Here is a 15,709-nt window from a genome sequence, read left to right as displayed (position 1 = left end):
GGGCTCCCGGCGTCAGGGGGGTGCCCGGTGGTCCCGGGTCAGCCGCAGAGGGGGGCGCGGTGGCAGCTGTACGCCAGGGTGCCGAGCAGCAGCCGGGCCTGCGGCGGGGTGGCCGCCGTGTCCAGCACCGGGGGGCGCAGCCAGCGGACCGGGCCCAGGCCGCCCTCGTCGGAGGGCGGGGCCGTGATGTGGCAGCCGGGCCCGAGCGCCTTCAGGTCCAGCCCGGCGTCGTCCCAGCCCATCCGGTAGAGCAGCTGCGGGAGCTCGGCGGCGGCCCCGGGGGCCACGAAGAACCGCGCCCGCCCGGCCGGGGTCACCGCGACCGGGCCGAGCGGCAGTCCCATCCGTTCCATCCGCACCAGCGCCCGGCGCCCGGCCGCCTCCGCGACGTCCAGCACGTCGAACGTACGGCCCACCGGCAGCAGCATCGCGGCACCCGGCACCCGGGCCCATGCCCGGGCCGCCGCGTCGAGCGTGGCACCGGCGGGTACCTCGGGGGCGCCGTCCAGCGGATGGGCGCCGGGGGAGGGGCAGGCGGCCTCGCCGCACGAGCAGCGGCCCGCAGCGGCCCGCGCACCCGGCGCGACGGCCCAGCCCCACAGCCCGGTGTACTCGGCCAGTGCCGTGCACTCGGCGGCACGGCCGCGACGCCGTGAGCCGGTGCGGATCTCGCGGATGCCGCCGATCGTGAAGCCCATACCCCCTCCAACGGGTCCGACTCGCCGGTGGTTACGACGGCCACGGCACGGCCGGGGCGCCGTGCGGCCCCGCCGTCGTCGTCGGTCCGGAGTGCGCCCGGTGGCATCCGGGAGCGCGCGATTCCGCCCGCGCCCCGGCCCGCATCACCGCGCCCCCTGGTGATCGTGTGCGTCAAGTGAATCGCGCCCGATGCGGGTGGTGTTCATTCGAAGGGGTGGCGAATGGTGGCGATTCCGTAATCCCTCTCGCCCAGGGGGTGATCGTAGGATTACCGTCGGTACACGAACCATGGAAGTATGTGCGCCCACGGGTATGCCGGAGGCAAGTCGACTACTCGTTCGATGGCGCATTCTCTCCGTAGCGGCGCCATCGGCTCAGGGCATTCTGGTAGTGGTTCGCGCGACAGGTATCCAGCGGGATGGGGGCGTTCCAGTGAGTGGCAGCGGCGCAGGCGTTTCGAATGCCGGAAAGCGCCCCAACGCACAACTGAGCTCGTGGTTCGTGCGCAGCGGCTGGTCCAAGGGGGAGCTGGCCCGCCAGGTGAACCGCCGGGCGCGCCAGATGGGCGCCCACCACATCAGCACCGACACCTCCCGGGTGCGGCGCTGGCTCGACGGGGAGAACCCGCGCGAGCCGATCCCGCGCATCCTCTCCGAGCTCTTCTCGGAGCGCTTCGGTTCCGTCGTCGCCGTCGAGGACCTGGGGCTGCGCTCCGCGCACCAGTCGCCCTCGGTCGCCGGTGTCGACCTGCCCTGGGCGGGCCCGCAGACCGTCGCCCTGCTCAGCGAGTTCTCCCGCAGCGACCTGATGCTCGCCCGGCGCGGATTCCTGGGCTCCTCGCTCGCCCTGGCCGCCGGGCCCGCGCTGATCGAGCCCATGCAGCGCTGGCTGGTGCCCGTCCCCGCCTCCGCCCGGACCGCACCGGAGCCCGCGGCCCCGTCCCACCGCCCGTCCCGGCTCTCCGGCCCCGAGCTCGACCTGCTGGAGTCCACCACCGCGATGTTCCGCCAGTGGGACGCGCAGTGCGGTGGCGGGCTGCGCCGCAAGGCCGTCGTCGGACAGCTCCACGAGGTCACCGACCTGCTCCAGGAGCCGCAGCCGGAGGCCACCGCCAAGCGGCTCTTCCGGTGCGCCGCCGAGCTGTCCGAGCTGGCCGGCTGGATGAGCTACGACGTGGGCCTCCAGCCCACCGCCCAGAAGTACTTCGTGCTCGCCCTGCACGCCGCCAAGGAGGCCGGGGACAAGCCGCTGGGCTCGTACATCCTCTCCAGCATGAGCCGTCAGATGATCCACCTCGGGCGCCCCGACGACGCCCTGGAGCTGATCCATCTCGCGCAGTACGGCAGCCGGGACTGCGCCACCCCGCGCACCCAGGCCATGCTGTATGCGATGGAGGCCCGCGCGTACGCCAACATGGGCCAGCCCAGCAAGTGCCGGCGGGCCGTCCGGATGGCCGAGGACACCTTCCTCGACGTCGGGCTCGACGGCGAGCCCGAGCCCGACTGGATCCGCTTCTTCTCCGAGGCCGAGCTCAACGGCGAGAACTCCCACTCCTACCGCGACCTCGCCTACGTGGCGGGCCGCAGCCCCACGTACGCCTCGCTCGCCGAGCCCCTGATGGAGAAGGCCGTCCAGCTCTTCGAGGAGGACGACGAGCACCAGCGGTCGTACGCGCTCAACCTGATCGGCCTCGCCACCGTCCACCTCCTCAAGCGCGAGCCGGAGCAGTCCACCGTCCTGGCCGAGCGGGCCCTGCGGGTCGCCCGGAAGGTCCGCTCCGAGCGGGTCAACACCCGCCTCCGCAAGACCGTCGACACCGCCGCCCGGGACTTCGGGGACATCCCCGAGGTCGCCCGGCTCACCGACCTGCTCACCGAACAGCTGCCGGAGACCGCGGAAGCGGTCTAGACACCCCGAGCGGCACCCCGACCCCGGCCACGCCGGCCACCCCGTACCGACCGACTTCGGCTCCCCCCATTGCCAGGTCAGCGGGTGACCGACGTGGCCGGTCCGCGTCCGCGTACCCCTCGGTGCTCCCGTCAACTCCCGGTTCATGACGGCGTAACACGCCGGACCTCTTCGTCACCGCCGCGAAACACCGTGCGGCATCGGTGGAAACCGCGCTGGGCGAATCTCGTGGCCACAACCGGCCCGCACCCTTCCCCAGTGGTCCCGCACGTGGTGCCGCTCCCCACCGCCCGCACGCGGCCGCTTCGACGACGAGGAGACGCCGATGCCCCCAGGCATCACGACGCTTGCCGCAGACACCCCGACGCTGTCTGCCGCCAACACCGGGTTCATGCTGATCTGCTCCGCCCTGGTGATGCTCATGACCCCCGCCCTGGCCTTCTTCTACGGCGGCATGGTCCGGGTCAAGAGCACCCTCAACATGCTGATGATGAGCTTCATCAGCCTCGGGATCGTCACGGTCCTGTGGGTGCTCTACGGATTCGGCCTCGCCTTCGGCACCGACGTCGGCTCCGTCGTCGGCTGGAGCTCCGACTACCTCGGGCTCAGCGGCATCGGCGTCACCCAGCTCTGGGACGGCTACACCATCCCGGTCTACGTCTTCGCCGTCTTCCAGCTGATGTTCGCCGTACTCACCCCGGCCCTGATCAGCGGCGCCCTCGCCGACCGGGTGAAGTTCACCGCCTGGGCCCTGTTCATCACGCTCTGGGCCACCGTCGTCTACTTCCCCGTCGCCCACTGGGTCTGGGGCACGGGCGGCTGGCTGTACGAGATGGGCGTCATCGACTTCGCGGGCGGCACGGCCGTCCACATCAACGCCGGGGCCGCCGCGCTCGGCGTGATCCTGGTCATCGGCAAGCGGGTCGGCTTCAAGAAGGACCCGATGCGCCCGCACAGCCTGCCGCTCGTCATGCTCGGCGCCGGGCTGCTCTGGTTCGGCTGGTTCGGCTTCAACGCCGGGTCCTGGCTCGGCAACGACGACGGCGTCGGCGCGGTGATGTTCGTCAACACCCAGGTCGCCACCGGTGCCGCGATGCTCGCCTGGCTCGGCTACGAGAAGCTCCGCCACGGCTCCTTCACCACCCTCGGCGCGGCCTCCGGCGCGGTTGCCGGGCTCGTCGCGATCACCCCGTCCGGCGGCGCGGTCAGCCCGCTCGGCGCGATCGCGGTCGGAGCGGTCGCCGGGGTGCTCTGCGCCATGGCCGTCGGCCTGAAGTACCGCTTCGGCTACGACGACTCGCTGGACGTGGTCGGCGTCCACCTGGTCGGCGGGATCGTCGGCTCCCTGCTCGTCGGATTCCTCGCCACCGGCGGGGTCCAGTCCGACGCCAAGGGCCTCTTCTACGGCGGCGGCCTCGACCAGCTCGGCAAGCAGACCGTGGGCGTCCTCGCCGTCCTCGCGTACTCCCTGGTCGTCTCGGCGGCCCTCGCCTTCCTGCTGGACCGGACGATCGGCATGCGGGTCACCGAGGACGACGAGATCTCCGGCATCGACCGGGTCGAACACGCCGAGACCGCCTACGACCACAGCGGAGCGGGCGGCGGATCCGCCCCGCGCACCACGGCGGACCCCGCCCCCGGCACCACCGCAGCGGCGAAGACGGAGAAGGTGGACGCATGAGACTCATCACCGCGGTCGTGAAGCCCCACCGCCTCGACGCGATCAAGGAGGCCCTCCAGGCCTTCGGCGTCCAGGGCCTCACGGTCACCGAAGCGAGCGGATACGGCCGCCAGCGCGGCCACACCGAGGTCTACCGGGGCGCCGAGTACACCGTCGACCTCGTCCCCAAGATCCGCATCGAGGTCCTGGCCGAGGACGCGGACGCCGAACAGCTCATCGACGTCGTCGTCGAGGCCGCCCGCACCGGCAAGATCGGCGACGGCAAGGTCTGGAGCGTGCCGGTGGAGACCGCCGTCCGGGTCCGGACCGGCGAACGCGGCCCGGACGCCCTCTGACCGGGGCCGGCCCGGACCCGTACGGCCCGCGGCGGCCTCCCCCTGGGCCCCGCGGGCCGTACGTCCCGGACCGGCTTCCTCCGCCGGCCCCCGTACGGCATTCCCGAGACGAAAGGCAGCCGGGTGACGAGCACCGAACCGACCACCGGACCGGCGGACCCTGAGCCCGGCGGCTACCCGGCGGCCCGGCTGCGCCTCCTCCAGGGCACCGGGCCGGCCGGGCCGCCGCGCCGCGCCGCCCTCGCCGCGCTCACCGACGACTGGCTCACCACCCTGTTCACCGCCGCAGCCCGGCACACCGGCGTCGACGGCGCCGCCCTCGTCGCCGTCGGCGGCTACGGACGCGGCGAACTCTCCCCGCGCAGCGACCTCGACCTGCTGCTCCTGCACGACGGCAAGGCCGGTCCCGCCGCCGTCGCCGCCCTCGCCGACCACCTCTGGTACCCGGTCTGGGACCTGGGCATCGCCCTCGACCACTCCGTACGCACCCCCGCCGAGGCCCGCCGGGCGGCCGGTGCCGACCTCAGGGTCCAGCTCGGACTGCTCGACGCCCGGCCCGTCGCCGGGGACGCCCGGCTCGCCGCCGCGCTGCGCACCGCCGTCCTCGCCGACTGGCGCGCCCAGGCACCCGGTCGGCTCCCCGCCCTCGACGCGCTCTGCCGCGAACGCGCCGCACGCCTGGGCGAGCTGCGCTTCCTCCTCGAACCCGACCTCAAGGAGGCCCGCGGCGGACTCCGGGACGCCACCGCGCTGCGCGCCGTCGCCGCCTCCTGGATCGCCGACGCCCCCCGCGAGGGCCTCGCCGACGCCCGCCGCGTCCTGCTCGACACCCGCGACGCCCTCCACCTCACCACCGGCCGCGCCACCGACCGGCTCGCCCTCCAGGAACAGGACCAGGTCGCCGCCGCACTCGGCCTGCCCGACGCGGACGCCCTGCTCCGCCGGGTCTACGGGGCCGCCCGCACCGTCTCGTACGCCGCCGACGTCACCTGGCGCGAGGTCGGGCGGGTGCTGCGCGCCCGGTCCGCCCGGCCCCGGCTGCGCGGCGTGCTGGGCGGCGGGCGGGCCACCGCCGAGCCCCGCACCCCGCTCGCCGAGGGCGTCGTCGAGACCGGCGGCGAAGCGGTCCTCGCCCGCACCGCGCGCCCCGAACACGACCCGGTGCTCCCGCTGCGCGCCGCCGCCGCGGCCGCCCAGGCCGGGCTGCCGCTCTCCCGGCACGCCGTGCGCAGGCTCGCCACCGCCGGGCACCCGCTGCCGGTGCCCTGGCCCGCCGAGGCCCGCGAACAACTCGTCACCCTGCTCGGCGCGGGCGCCGCCACCGTCCAGGTCTGGGAGGCGCTGGAGGCCGAAGGGCTGATCACCCGGTCCCTCCCGGCCTGGGAGCACGTCCACTGCCGGCCCCAGCGCAACCCCGTCCACACCTGGACCGTCGACCGCCACCTGGTCGAGACCGCCGTACGCGCCTCGGCCCTCACCCGCCGCGTCCACCGCCCCGACCTCCTCCTGGTCGCGGCCCTCCTCCACGACATCGGCAAGGGGATGCCCGGCGACCACGCCGTCGCCGGTGCGGCCGTCGCCCGGGACACCGCCGTCCGGATCGGCTTCGACCGGCACGACGCGGACCTCGTCGCCACCCTCGTCCGCCACCACCTGCTCCTCGTCGAGACCGCCACCCGGCGCGACCTGGACGACCCGGCGACCCTCCGCCTCGTCGCGGACGCGGTCGGCGGCGTCACCGCGCTGGAGCTGCTGCACGCGCTCACCGAGGCCGACGCCCTCGCCACCGGGCCCGCCGCCTGGTCCGCCTGGCGCGCCGCGCTCGTCGCCGACCTGGTGGAACGCGTCACCGCCGTGCTCGCCGGGCACGCCCCCGAGGAGCCGGAACCGGCCGCCCCCGGCGCGGAGCAGGAACGCCTCGCCGTCGAGGCCCTGCGCACCGGCGGCCCGGTCCTCGCCCTGCACACCCGTACCGGACCCCCCGGACCGGAGGACGGCCCCGAGCCCGTCGGCGTCGAACTCCACATCGCGCTGCCCGACCGGCCCGGGGTGCTGCCCGCGGCGGCGGGCGTCCTCGCCCTGCACCGCCTCACCGTGCGCTCCGCCGAACTGCGCGCCGTGGAACTCCCCGGCGGGCTCGGCGGCTTCGGGGAGGTGCTGCTGCTCGGCTGGCGGGTGGCGGCCGAGTACGGCCCGCTGCCCCGGGCCGACCGGCTCCGCGCCGATCTGGTCCGCGCGCTGGACGGCACCCTGGACATCACGGCCCGGCTCGCCGAACGCGAGGCCGCCGCCCGGCCCCGCCGGGGCGCCCAGGCCCCGCCGCCGAGGGTGGCCGTCGCGGAGGGCGGCTCCCGGCGGGCGACGGTGATCGAAGTGCGCGCCCAGGACGCCCCGGGACTGCTGCACCGGATCGGCCGGGCGCTCGAAGGCCACGGGGTACGGGTGCGCAGCGCGCACGTGTCGACGCTGGGCGCCAACGCGGTGGACGCCTTCTACGTCACGGACCCGGACGGGAAGCCGCTGCCCGGGGAGCGGGCGTCGGCGGTGGCCGGTGCGGTGGAGGCCGCGCTGCGGGCCTGAGCGCCCGCGCCGCGGAATTCCCGGGCAGGGGTCGTCGTCACGGCCGGGCCGGATACCCTGGGGTACCGAATCCACTTTGCCCCCGACCCTGAGGACCGACGAGCGCCGTGTTCGATACTCTCTCCGACCGCCTTGCCGCGACTTTCAAGAACCTCAGGGGCAAGGGCCGCTTGTCCGAGGCGGACATCGACGCCACGGCTCGCGAGATCCGTATCGCCCTGCTCGAAGCGGACGTCGCGCTTCCGGTCGTCCGCGCCTTCATCGCCAGCGTCAAGGAGCGGGCGCGCGGTGCCGAGGTCTCCCAGGCGCTGAACCCCGCGCAGCAGGTCGTCAAGATCGTCAACGAGGAGCTCGTCGGCATCCTCGGCGGCGAGACCCGGCGGCTGCGGTTCGCCAAGAACCCGCCCACCGTCATCATGCTCGCCGGCCTCCAGGGTGCCGGTAAGACCACCCTCGCCGGAAAGCTCGGCCTCTGGCTGAAGGGCCAGGGCCACTCCCCGCTGCTCGTCGCCTGCGACCTCCAGCGCCCCAACGCCGTCAACCAGCTCAGCGTCGTCGCCGACCGCGCCGGTGTCGCGGTGTACGCCCCCGAGCCGGGCAACGGCGTCGGCGACCCGGTCCAGGTCGCCAAGGACTCGATCGAGCACGCCCGGTCCAAGCAGTACGACGTGGTGATCGTCGACACCGCCGGCCGCCTCGGCATCGACCAGGAGCTGATGCAGCAGGCCGCGGACATCCGCGACGCCGTCAGCCCGGACGAGATCCTCTTCGTCGTCGACGCGATGATCGGTCAGGACGCGGTCAACACCGCGGAGTCCTTCCGTGACGGCGTCGGCTTCGACGGCGTGGTGCTCTCCAAGCTCGACGGCGACGCCCGCGGTGGTGCGGCCCTGTCGATCGCCCATGTCACGGGCAAGCAGATCATGTTCGCGTCGAACGGTGAGAAGCTCGAGGACTTCGACGCCTTCCACCCCGACCGCATGGCGTCCCGCATCCTCGACATGGGTGACCTGCTCACCCTGATCGAGCAGGCGGAGAAGACCTTCAGCCAGGAAGAGGCCGCCAAGATGGCCTCCAAGCTGGCGTCCAGCAAGGGCAAGGACTTCACGCTCGACGACTTCCTGGCCCAGATGGAGCAGGTCAGGAAGATGGGCTCCATCTCCAAGCTGCTCGGGATGCTGCCCGGCATGGGGCAGATCAAGGACCAGATCAACAACATCGACGAGCGCGACGTGGACCGCACCGCCGCGATCATCAAGTCGATGACCCCGAAGGAGCGCGCCGAGCCGACGATCATCAACGGATCGCGCCGGGCCCGTATCGCCAAGGGTTCCGGTGTCGACGTCAGCGCCGTGAAGAACCTGATCGAGCGGTTCCTCGACGCGCGCAAGATGATGTCGAAGATGGCCCAGGGCGGCGGCATGCCGGGAATGCCCGGGATGCCGGGCATGGGTGGTGGCCCCGGCCGGCAGAAGAAGCAGGTCAAGCAGGCCAAGGGCAAGCGCAAGAGCGGCAACCCGATGAAGCGCAAGGCCGAGGAGCAGGCCGCGGCGGCCCGCCGGGCGCAGGCGGCGCAGGGCGGCGCCCTCGGACTGCCCGCGCAGGAGGACAAGAACTTCGAGCTGCCGGACGAGTTTAAGAAGTTCATGGGCTGACCCGCCCGTGCTCCGGGCCGGTGACGGCCCGACGGTGTCCCGAGGGGGCGCCCGCCACCACGGCGGGCGCCCCCTCGGCGCGTACGGCCCCGCGCCCCGTCCCTCCAAGAGCCCAGCGGGACACCCCTTGGGAGGGCTCTGCCCGCATTCCTCACTTAATGTCGCATTAACGGCCGTCGGCAGAGGAGCGCGCGTGACCAACCCCGTACCTCCCCGCGACCGGACCGACCAGCCCTGGCGCTCCGAGGGCGCCCCGCCGCCCCCGTCGCCCGGCCGGAAGATGCCGGGCGGCTGGAGCGGGCTGCTGCTCACCGCGCTCGCCGTCTACCTGGTCGCCAACCTGGTGCTCTCCTTCTTCAACGGGGAGGAGGAGCGGACGGTCTCGTACACCGAGTTCAGCAAGCAGGTCACCTCGGGCAACGTCGAGAAGATCTACTCCAAGGGCGACACCATCGAGGGGCAGCTCAAGAAGGAGGCGAAGGTCCCGGGGAGCGACAAGAAGTACACCAACTTCGTCACCCAGCGCCCCGCCTTCGCGGACGACAACCTCTGGGCCGAACTGGTCAAGGACAACGTCACCGTCACCGCCGAACCCGTCGTCCAGCAGCGCAGCTTCCTCGCCAACCTGCTGATCTCGCTCGCGCCCATGCTGCTCCTCATCGCGCTCTGGGTGTTCATCGCCCGGCGGATGGCCAGGGGCATGGGCGGCGGGATGGGCGGCTTCGGCCGCAAGCCCCCGCCCAAGCCCGTCGAGCTGGAAGGCGCCAGGCGCACCACCTTCGAGGACGTGGCCGGGATCGACGAGGTCGAGGGCGAGCTCAACGACGTCGTGGACTTCCTGAAGAATCCGCAGGCCTACCGCCGCATGGGCGCCCGGATGCCCGGCGGGGTGCTGCTCGCGGGGCCGCCCGGCACCGGGAAGACCCTGCTGGCGCGGGCCGTCGCGGGCGAGGCGGGGGTGCCGTTCTTCTCGGCGTCGGCCTCCGAGTTCATCGAGATGATCGTCGGCGTCGGCGCCGGCCGGGTCCGGGAACTCTTCGCGGAGGCGCGCAAGGTCGCCCCGGCCATCATCTTCATCGACGAGATCGACACCATCGGCCGGGCCCGCAGCGCAGGCTCCGGCATGGGCGGCCACGACGAGCGCGAGCAGACGCTCAACCAGATCCTCACCGAGATGGACGGCTTCTCCGGCTCGGAGGGCGTCGTCGTGCTCGCCGCCACCAACCGCGCGGACGTGCTCGACCCGGCGCTCACCCGGCCCGGCCGCTTCGACCGGATCGTGCAGGTCAGCCCGCCGGACCGGAGCGGCCGGGAGGCGATCCTGGAGATCCACACCCGGCAGATCCCGCTGGCCCCCGACGTCGACCTGGCGCAGGTCGCCGGGACCACCCCCGGGATGACCGGCGCCGACCTGGCCAACCTGGCCAACGAGGCCGCGCTGCTGGCGGTCAAGCGACGCCAGTCCGAGGTCACCCAGCCCGACTTCTCCGACGCCCTGGAGAAGGTCCAGCTCGGCGCCGAACGCTCCCTGGTCATGACCGACGAGGAGCGCCGCCGCACGGCGTACCACGAGAGCGGCCACGCGCTGCTCGGCATGGTCCAGCCAGGCGCCGACCCGGTCCGCAAGGTGACGATCGTGCCGCGCGGCCGGGCGCTGGGCGTCACGCTCTCCACCCCGGACGCCGACAAGTACGCCTACACCGAGGAGTACCTGCGCGGCCGGATCGTCGGGGCGCTCGGCGGCATGGCGGCCGAGCAGGTGGTCTTCGGAGTGATCACCACCGGCGCCGAGAGCGATCTGGAGCAGGTCACCAACCTGGCCCGGGGGATGGTCGGCCGCTGGGGCATGAGCCAGAAGGTGGGCAGGCTGACGGCGATCCCGGCCGACGCCCAGCAGGCGTACGGCCTGTCGGCGGCGCCCGCCACCCTCGACGCGGTCGACGGCGAGATGCGTCGGATCGTCGACGAGTGCTACGAGGTGGCCTGCCGGCTCCTGCGGGAGAACCGCGAGCGGCTGGACGCCCTCTCCGCCGCGCTGCTGGAGCACGAGACGCTCGACGAGGACGCGGCGTACCGGGCGGCCGGGATCACCCGGCTGACCAAGTGACGGAGGCCCGCGCGGTCCGCGCGGGCCTCAGACGGTGCACACCAGATAGCGGAAGACGTTCGGCAGCCACACCGTGCCGTCCCCGCGCCGGTGCGGCCGCAGCGCCCGCGCGGCCTCCCGCTCCACCCGCGCCCGGCCCGTCGCCCGCACCGCCGCGTCCAGCAGCCCGGTGCAGGTCAGCGCCCGCACCGCACTTCCCAGGTCCGGATAGGCGAACGGGCAGGCCACCCGGCCCGAACCGTTCGGATTCAGCCCGGCCCGCACGGCCAGCTCCTCCAGGTCGTCCCGTCCCGAGAGCCGCCCCGCCACCCGCAGCACGGGCGCCGCCGCACACCGCTCCGGCGGACCCCAGCCGGTGAGCACCACCGTGCCGCCCCGCGCGGCCAGCCCCGTCGCCGACCGCACCGCGGCCACCAGCTCCGCGGCGCCCTCGGAGGCACAGCCGGCCGGGGCGAACGCGGTGATCAGGTCGTACGGCACCCCGTCGGGCGGCCGGGCCAGCGCCAGCCGCTCCGGATCGCCGTCCACGCCGGTGACCCGCGCCCCGCGCGCGGCCGCCAGCAGCAGCGCCGGGCCCGTCGCGCGGCCGAGGGAGAGCAGCCGGGTGCCGGTGCCCACGTCGAGGCGCTCGTACACCGCTTCGTACAGCGGCGTGAGCATCCGCTCCTGGAGTCCGTCCCGGTCGGGTTCCCGGTCCCGGTCCTCCCGTTCCCGGCCCTGATCCGGACCGTGGTCCCGCTTCCCGTCCCGGGCGCGGCCGCCCGGCCCCGGGTGTCGTGCGGGTGCCTCCGTGCGGCTGCGGTGCCGGACGAGCGTACGTGTCATGGAAAGCGCCCCAATCCGCCGGTTCCCGGCCGTGGTCCGATCGGTACTCCCCGAGTACGTGCTCCGGGCACGTGATCTCCCCCGCGCGCGTGTCGCCCCCGCCCGCGACGCACGCCCCGCGCCTCGCCTCAGTCTCACCCGACACGCCGGACCGGGCACGTCGAGCGCCCGGCGCCCCGGTGACGGCGGCGCGGGCCGGTGTCAGGTCCATACCGCGCGCCCGGTATCGTCGCCCCCGGTGGCACGCGCCCACCGGCGCCGGGCCCGCCGCGACAAGCCGCCCGCCCCCGCCGCACCGTCCGGATCCGCGCGTCCGGCGTACGCGCGCTACGTACCACCTTGAGGCGAGCTGCGCGGCTTCTCCGCAGTTCTGCGCACCCGCCCTCGTCGGGACGCATCACAGAGCAACTGACTGGTACGTGCAAATTATTTGGGATGGCCCGGAATCGGAACACCGGGGCACTCGTGCTCGTTGGTCACGACGTGAGCACGACACCACCTGTACTTGCCGCAGAGCTGGCACAGGCGTGGGCCGACATTCAGCGGTACCACCCCGAGCTGCCTGATCTGGCCGCGCCCGAGTCCCTGATCGGAGAATCCTCGTCCGCCTGTGGCGCCGAGCTCTCCTTCGAACGACTGCTCCACGAGGCAGTCCATGGCATCGCCGCCGCGCGAGGCGTCCGCGACACCTCGCGCGCGGGCCGCTACCACAACCGCAGATTCCTCGCGATCGCCGAGGAGCTGGGCCTCGACCACGTCGAGGAGCCCCACCCCAGCAGCGGCTTCTCGCTGGTCGCCCTGAACCCCGAGGCCAAGCGCCGGTACCGCCCGACGATCGAGCGGCTGCAGCGCGCCCTCAAGGCGCACACGGTCGCCACCGCCGCCGACACCAAGCGCTCCTTCCGCGGGCCGGCCGCCCGGCACGGCTCCTCCGGCGGGGGCGTCCGGGTCAAGGCCGTGTGCGACTGCGGACGCAACGTCCGGGTCGTCCCGTCGGTCCTGGCGCAGGCGCCGATCGTCTGCGGAGGGTGCGGGAAGCCCTTCCGGATCCCGGAAGCCGCGGTCGCGGTGGGGTGACCCGATGCGGTGTGGCACAATGGCTAGCTGTACTCGACAGTCGCACAGGACCCCTCTCTCCTCCGGCTGACGCGTCCATCGGGCACCCGAGTACCGCAACCCCACGTGGCATCTTCGTTGTGCCCAACCACGTCATAGACCAGGAGACACCACTCCCGTGGCAGTCAAGATCAAGCTGAAGCGTCTGGGCAAGATCCGTTCGCCTCACTACCGCATCGTCGTCGCCGACTCCCGTACCCGCCGTGACGGCCGGGCCATCGAGGAGATCGGCCTGTACCACCCGGTGCAGAACCCCTCGCGCATCGAGGTCAACTCGGAGCGTGCGCAGTACTGGCTGTCCGTCGGTGCCCAGCCGACCGAGCCGGTCCTCGCGATCCTGAAGCTCACCGGTGACTGGCAGGCCCACAAGGGCCTCCCGGCCCCCGCGCCGCTGCTGCAGCCCGAGCCGAAGGCCGACAAGCGGGCCCTCTTCGAGAGCCTGGGCGACGGCGAGGAGGCCAAGGGCGAGGCCATCACGCAGAAGGCGAAGAAGTCCGACAAGAAGGCTGACGAGGCTGCCGACGCGGCCGAGTCGACCGAGGCCTGAGCATGCTCGAGGAGGCTCTCGAGCACCTCGTGAAAGGCATTGTCGACAACCCCGACGATGTGCAGGTCGCCTCGCGCAACCTGCGCCGCGGTCGCGTGCTGGAGGTCCGGGTCCACCCCGACGACCTCGGCAAGGTGATCGGCCGTAACGGCCGCACCGCCCGCGCGCTGCGTACCGTCGTGGGCGCCATCGGCGGCCGTGGCATCCGCGTCGACCTCGTCGATGTGGACCAGGTTCGCTGACTGAGTTGAACACCGGCACGGGCCGGGGAGGGCCATGCGCCCGCCCCGGCCCGTCGTCGTATGACAGGAGAGACACAAGGTGCAGTTGGTAGTCGCGCGGATCGGCCGTGCCCATGGCATCAAGGGCGAGGTCACCGTCGAGGTCCGTACGGACGAGCCGGAGCTGCGGCTCGCCCCCGGGGCCGTGCTCGCCACCGAACCGGCGGGCACCGGACCGCTGACGATCGAGACCGGCCGGGTGCACAGCGGGCGGCTGCTGCTGCGTTTCGAGGGCGTGCGCGACCGTACGGCCGCCGAGGCCCTGCGCAACACGCTCCTGATCGCCGAGGTCGACCCGACCGAGCTCCCGGAGGACCCGGAGGAGTTCTACGACCACCAGCTCATGGACCTCGACGTGGTCCTCGCCGACGGCACCGAGATCGGGCGGATCACCGAGATCACGCACCTGCCGTCGCAGGACCTCTTCATCGTCGAGCGGCCGGACGGCAGCGAGGTGATGATCCCGTTCGTCGAGGAGATCGTCACCGAGATCGACCTGGACGAGCAGCGCGCGGTGATCGATCCGCCGCCCGGCCTGATCGACGCCGACCAGGCCGTGATCGCCTCCGCCCGGGACGAGGCGGGCGACGGCGCCCCGGCCGAGGGTGAGGACCGCTGATGCGGCTCGACGTCGTCACGATCTTCCCGGAGTACCTGGACCCGCTGAACGTCTCCCTGGTCGGCAAGGCCCGCGCGAGCGGCCGCCTCGGCGTCCACGTGCACGACCTGCGCTCCTGGACCCACGACCGGCACCACACGGTCGACGACACCCCGGCCGGCGGCGGACCCGGCATGGTCATGAAGACCGAGCCCTGGGGCGAGGCGCTGGACGACGTGCTGGCCGACGGGTACGAGGCCGGGGCGCACTCCCCGGTACTGGTGGTGCCCACGCCCAGCGGCCGCCCCTTCACCCAGGAACTCGCCGTCGAGCTCTCCGAGCGCCCGTGGCTGATCTTCACCCCGGCCCGCTACGAGGGCATCGACCGCCGGGTGACGGAGGAGTACGCCACCCGGATGCCGGTCGTCGAGGTGTCCATCGGCGACTACGTGCTGGCTGGCGGGGAGGCCGCGGTCCTGGTCGTCACCGAGGCGGTGGCCCGGCTGCTGCCCGGCGTGCTCGGCAATGCCGAATCGCACCGGGACGACTCCTTCGCCCCCGGCGCCATGGCCAACCTGCTGGAGGGGCCGGTCTACACCAAGCCGCCCGAGTGGCGCGGCCGGTCCATCCCCGAGGTGCTGCTCAGCGGCCACCACGGGAGGATCGCCCGCTGGCGGCGGGACGAGGCGTTCCGCCGTACCGCCCTCCACCGGCCCGATCTGATCGAGCGCTGCGACGCAGCGGGCTTCGACAAGAAGGACCGGGAGATGCTCTCGATCCTCGGCTGGTCACCCGCACCGGACGGCCGATTTTGGCGCAGGCCCGAGGTCGTGGAAGAATAGGCCGCTGCTGTACGTCCGGCGTGCGCCCCTGCCACAGGGGGAACCCCGACCGTCCCCACGCGAGCGGGGATGGTCCCGACGCCCGTCCGACGCGATCAGCACCTCCGTTCCTCCCTAGTTCCCGTCGATGACCTGTGGCATCGGCGAAGAAAGCAGACAACATGGCTTCCCTGCTCGACGACGTCAATGCCTCGTCGCTGCGTACCGACGTCCCGTCGTTCCGCCCCGGTGACACCGTCAACGTCCACGTCCGCGTGATCGAGGGCAACCGCTCCCGTATCCAGCAGTTCAAGGGCGTAGTCATCCGCCGCCAGGGCGCGGGCGTCAGCGAGACCTTCACGGTCCGCAAGGTCTCCTTCAGCGTCGGCGTCGAGCGCACCTTCCCGGTGCACAGCCCGATCTTCGAGAAGATCGAGCTCGTCACCCGCGGTGACGTCCGTCGCGCCAAGCTGTACTACCTCCGTGAGCTGCGCGGCAAGGCCGCGAAGATCAAGGAGAAGCGCGACAACTGAGCTGCCTCCCTGGTCCACAGGAT

14 protein-coding genes are annotated in these 15,709 nt (G+C 73.0%); 12 read left to right on the top strand and 2 right to left on the bottom strand.

Annotation, left to right across the window (positions count from 1 at the left end; genetic code table 11):
• Nucleotides 1-38: 38 nt before the first annotated feature.
• Nucleotides 39-698: a bifunctional DNA primase/polymerase gene (locus ACIQGQ_RS21330; protein WP_402398160.1), complete on the bottom strand. Its 660-nt coding sequence runs from the start codon at nucleotides 696-698 to the stop codon at nucleotides 39-41.
• A gap of 433 nt (nucleotides 699-1,131) precedes the next feature.
• On the opposite strand from ACIQGQ_RS21330, the gene ACIQGQ_RS21325 reads away from it, so the two are divergent.
• The 6 genes from ACIQGQ_RS21325 to ftsH all read left to right on the top strand — a co-directional run bounded on the left by ACIQGQ_RS21325 (nucleotide 1,132) and on the right by ftsH (nucleotide 10,965).
• The gene (locus ACIQGQ_RS21325; RefSeq protein WP_402398158.1) at nucleotides 1,132-2,607 is read left to right on the top strand and encodes a hypothetical protein; all 1,476 of its coding nucleotides are present in this window, start codon (nucleotides 1,132-1,134) and stop codon (nucleotides 2,605-2,607) included.
• A gap of 325 nt (nucleotides 2,608-2,932) precedes the next feature.
• On the top strand, nucleotides 2,933-4,288 hold the full coding sequence (locus ACIQGQ_RS21320; protein WP_402398156.1) for an ammonium transporter: 1,356 nt from the start codon (nucleotides 2,933-2,935) through the stop codon (nucleotides 4,286-4,288).
• Nucleotides 4,285-4,623 (top strand): P-II family nitrogen regulator, encoded by a 339-nt coding sequence (locus ACIQGQ_RS21315; RefSeq protein ID WP_366296029.1) that lies wholly within the window; start codon nucleotides 4,285-4,287, stop codon nucleotides 4,621-4,623. The genes ACIQGQ_RS21320 and ACIQGQ_RS21315 overlap by 4 nt, the downstream gene beginning before the upstream one ends.
• A 123-nt stretch (nucleotides 4,624-4,746) precedes the next feature.
• Nucleotides 4,747-7,203, top strand: coding sequence for a [protein-PII] uridylyltransferase (locus ACIQGQ_RS21310; RefSeq protein WP_402398154.1), 2,457 nt, complete (start codon nucleotides 4,747-4,749; stop codon nucleotides 7,201-7,203).
• A 107-nt stretch (nucleotides 7,204-7,310) separates the two neighbouring features.
• Nucleotides 7,311-8,858: a signal recognition particle protein gene (ffh, locus tag ACIQGQ_RS21305; protein WP_402398152.1), complete on the top strand. Its 1,548-nt coding sequence runs from the start codon at nucleotides 7,311-7,313 to the stop codon at nucleotides 8,856-8,858.
• A gap of 193 nt (nucleotides 8,859-9,051) precedes the next feature.
• Nucleotides 9,052-10,965, top strand: a complete 1,914-nt coding sequence (gene ftsH / locus ACIQGQ_RS21300) for an ATP-dependent zinc metalloprotease FtsH (protein WP_402398150.1) — start codon at nucleotides 9,052-9,054, stop codon at nucleotides 10,963-10,965.
• A 27-nt stretch (nucleotides 10,966-10,992) separates the two neighbouring features.
• Here ftsH and ACIQGQ_RS21295 read toward each other — a convergent pair whose 3' ends face one another.
• A complete protein-coding gene (locus ACIQGQ_RS21295) occupies nucleotides 10,993-11,790 on the bottom strand; it encodes an SAM-dependent methyltransferase (protein WP_402398148.1) in 798 nt (265 codons plus the stop codon).
• Between the two features lie 483 nt (nucleotides 11,791-12,273).
• Here ACIQGQ_RS21295 and ACIQGQ_RS21290 point away from each other — a divergent pair, with 483 nt between their 5' ends.
• From ACIQGQ_RS21290 to rplS, 6 genes are all read left to right on the top strand, one after another.
• Nucleotides 12,274-12,867 carry a hypothetical protein gene (locus ACIQGQ_RS21290; protein ID WP_352276316.1) on the top strand — a complete coding sequence of 198 codons (594 nt, stop codon included), beginning with the start codon at nucleotides 12,274-12,276 and terminating at the stop codon, nucleotides 12,865-12,867.
• Nucleotides 12,868-13,024: 157 nt separating this feature from the next.
• Nucleotides 13,025-13,453: a 30S ribosomal protein S16 gene (gene rpsP / locus ACIQGQ_RS21285; RefSeq protein WP_352276318.1), complete on the top strand. Its 429-nt coding sequence runs from the start codon at nucleotides 13,025-13,027 to the stop codon at nucleotides 13,451-13,453.
• A 2-nt stretch (nucleotides 13,454-13,455) separates the two neighbouring features.
• Complete coding sequence (locus ACIQGQ_RS21280) at nucleotides 13,456-13,695, top strand: RNA-binding protein (protein WP_005311361.1); 240 nt, start codon at nucleotides 13,456-13,458, stop codon at nucleotides 13,693-13,695.
• A gap of 79 nt (nucleotides 13,696-13,774) precedes the next feature.
• Nucleotides 13,775-14,353: a ribosome maturation factor RimM gene (gene rimM, locus ACIQGQ_RS21275; RefSeq protein ID WP_402398145.1), complete on the top strand. Its 579-nt coding sequence runs from the start codon at nucleotides 13,775-13,777 to the stop codon at nucleotides 14,351-14,353.
• The gene (gene trmD / locus ACIQGQ_RS21270) at nucleotides 14,353-15,174 is read left to right on the top strand and encodes a tRNA (guanosine(37)-N1)-methyltransferase TrmD (protein WP_402398144.1); all 822 of its coding nucleotides are present in this window, start codon (nucleotides 14,353-14,355) and stop codon (nucleotides 15,172-15,174) included. Before rimM ends, trmD begins: the two co-directional genes overlap by 1 nt.
• Before the next feature lie 161 nt (nucleotides 15,175-15,335).
• On the top strand, nucleotides 15,336-15,686 hold the full coding sequence (rplS, locus tag ACIQGQ_RS21265) for a 50S ribosomal protein L19 (RefSeq protein ID WP_402398142.1): 351 nt from the start codon (nucleotides 15,336-15,338) through the stop codon (nucleotides 15,684-15,686).
• Nucleotides 15,687-15,709: the final 23 nt, after the last annotated feature.

The sequence above is a fragment of the Streptomyces sp. NPDC092952 genome (assembly GCF_044754785.1).
Lineage (GTDB): Bacteria > Actinomycetota > Actinomycetes > Streptomycetales > Streptomycetaceae > Streptomyces.
This window is presented reverse-complemented; position numbering and strand designations above follow the sequence as displayed.

What these genes read in the sequence shown, in the direction of transcription:
- ACIQGQ_RS21330 (WP_402398160.1), bottom strand. Translation starts at nt 698, where the DNA reads ATGGGCTTCACGATCGGCGGCATCCGCGAGATCCGCACCGGCTCACGG.
- ACIQGQ_RS21320 (WP_402398156.1), top strand. Translation starts at nt 2,933, where the DNA reads ATGCCCCCAGGCATCACGACGCTTGCCGCAGACACCCCGACGCTGTCT.
- ACIQGQ_RS21315 (WP_366296029.1), top strand. Translation starts at nt 4,285, where the DNA reads ATGAGACTCATCACCGCGGTCGTGAAGCCCCACCGCCTCGACGCGATC.
- ACIQGQ_RS21295 (WP_402398148.1), bottom strand. Translation starts at nt 11,790, where the DNA reads ATGACACGTACGCTCGTCCGGCACCGCAGCCGCACGGAGGCACCCGCA.
- ACIQGQ_RS21280 (WP_005311361.1), top strand. Translation starts at nt 13,456, where the DNA reads ATGCTCGAGGAGGCTCTCGAGCACCTCGTGAAAGGCATTGTCGACAAC.
- trmD (WP_402398144.1), top strand. Translation starts at nt 14,353, where the DNA reads ATGCGGCTCGACGTCGTCACGATCTTCCCGGAGTACCTGGACCCGCTG.
- rplS (WP_402398142.1), top strand. Translation starts at nt 15,336, where the DNA reads ATGGCTTCCCTGCTCGACGACGTCAATGCCTCGTCGCTGCGTACCGAC.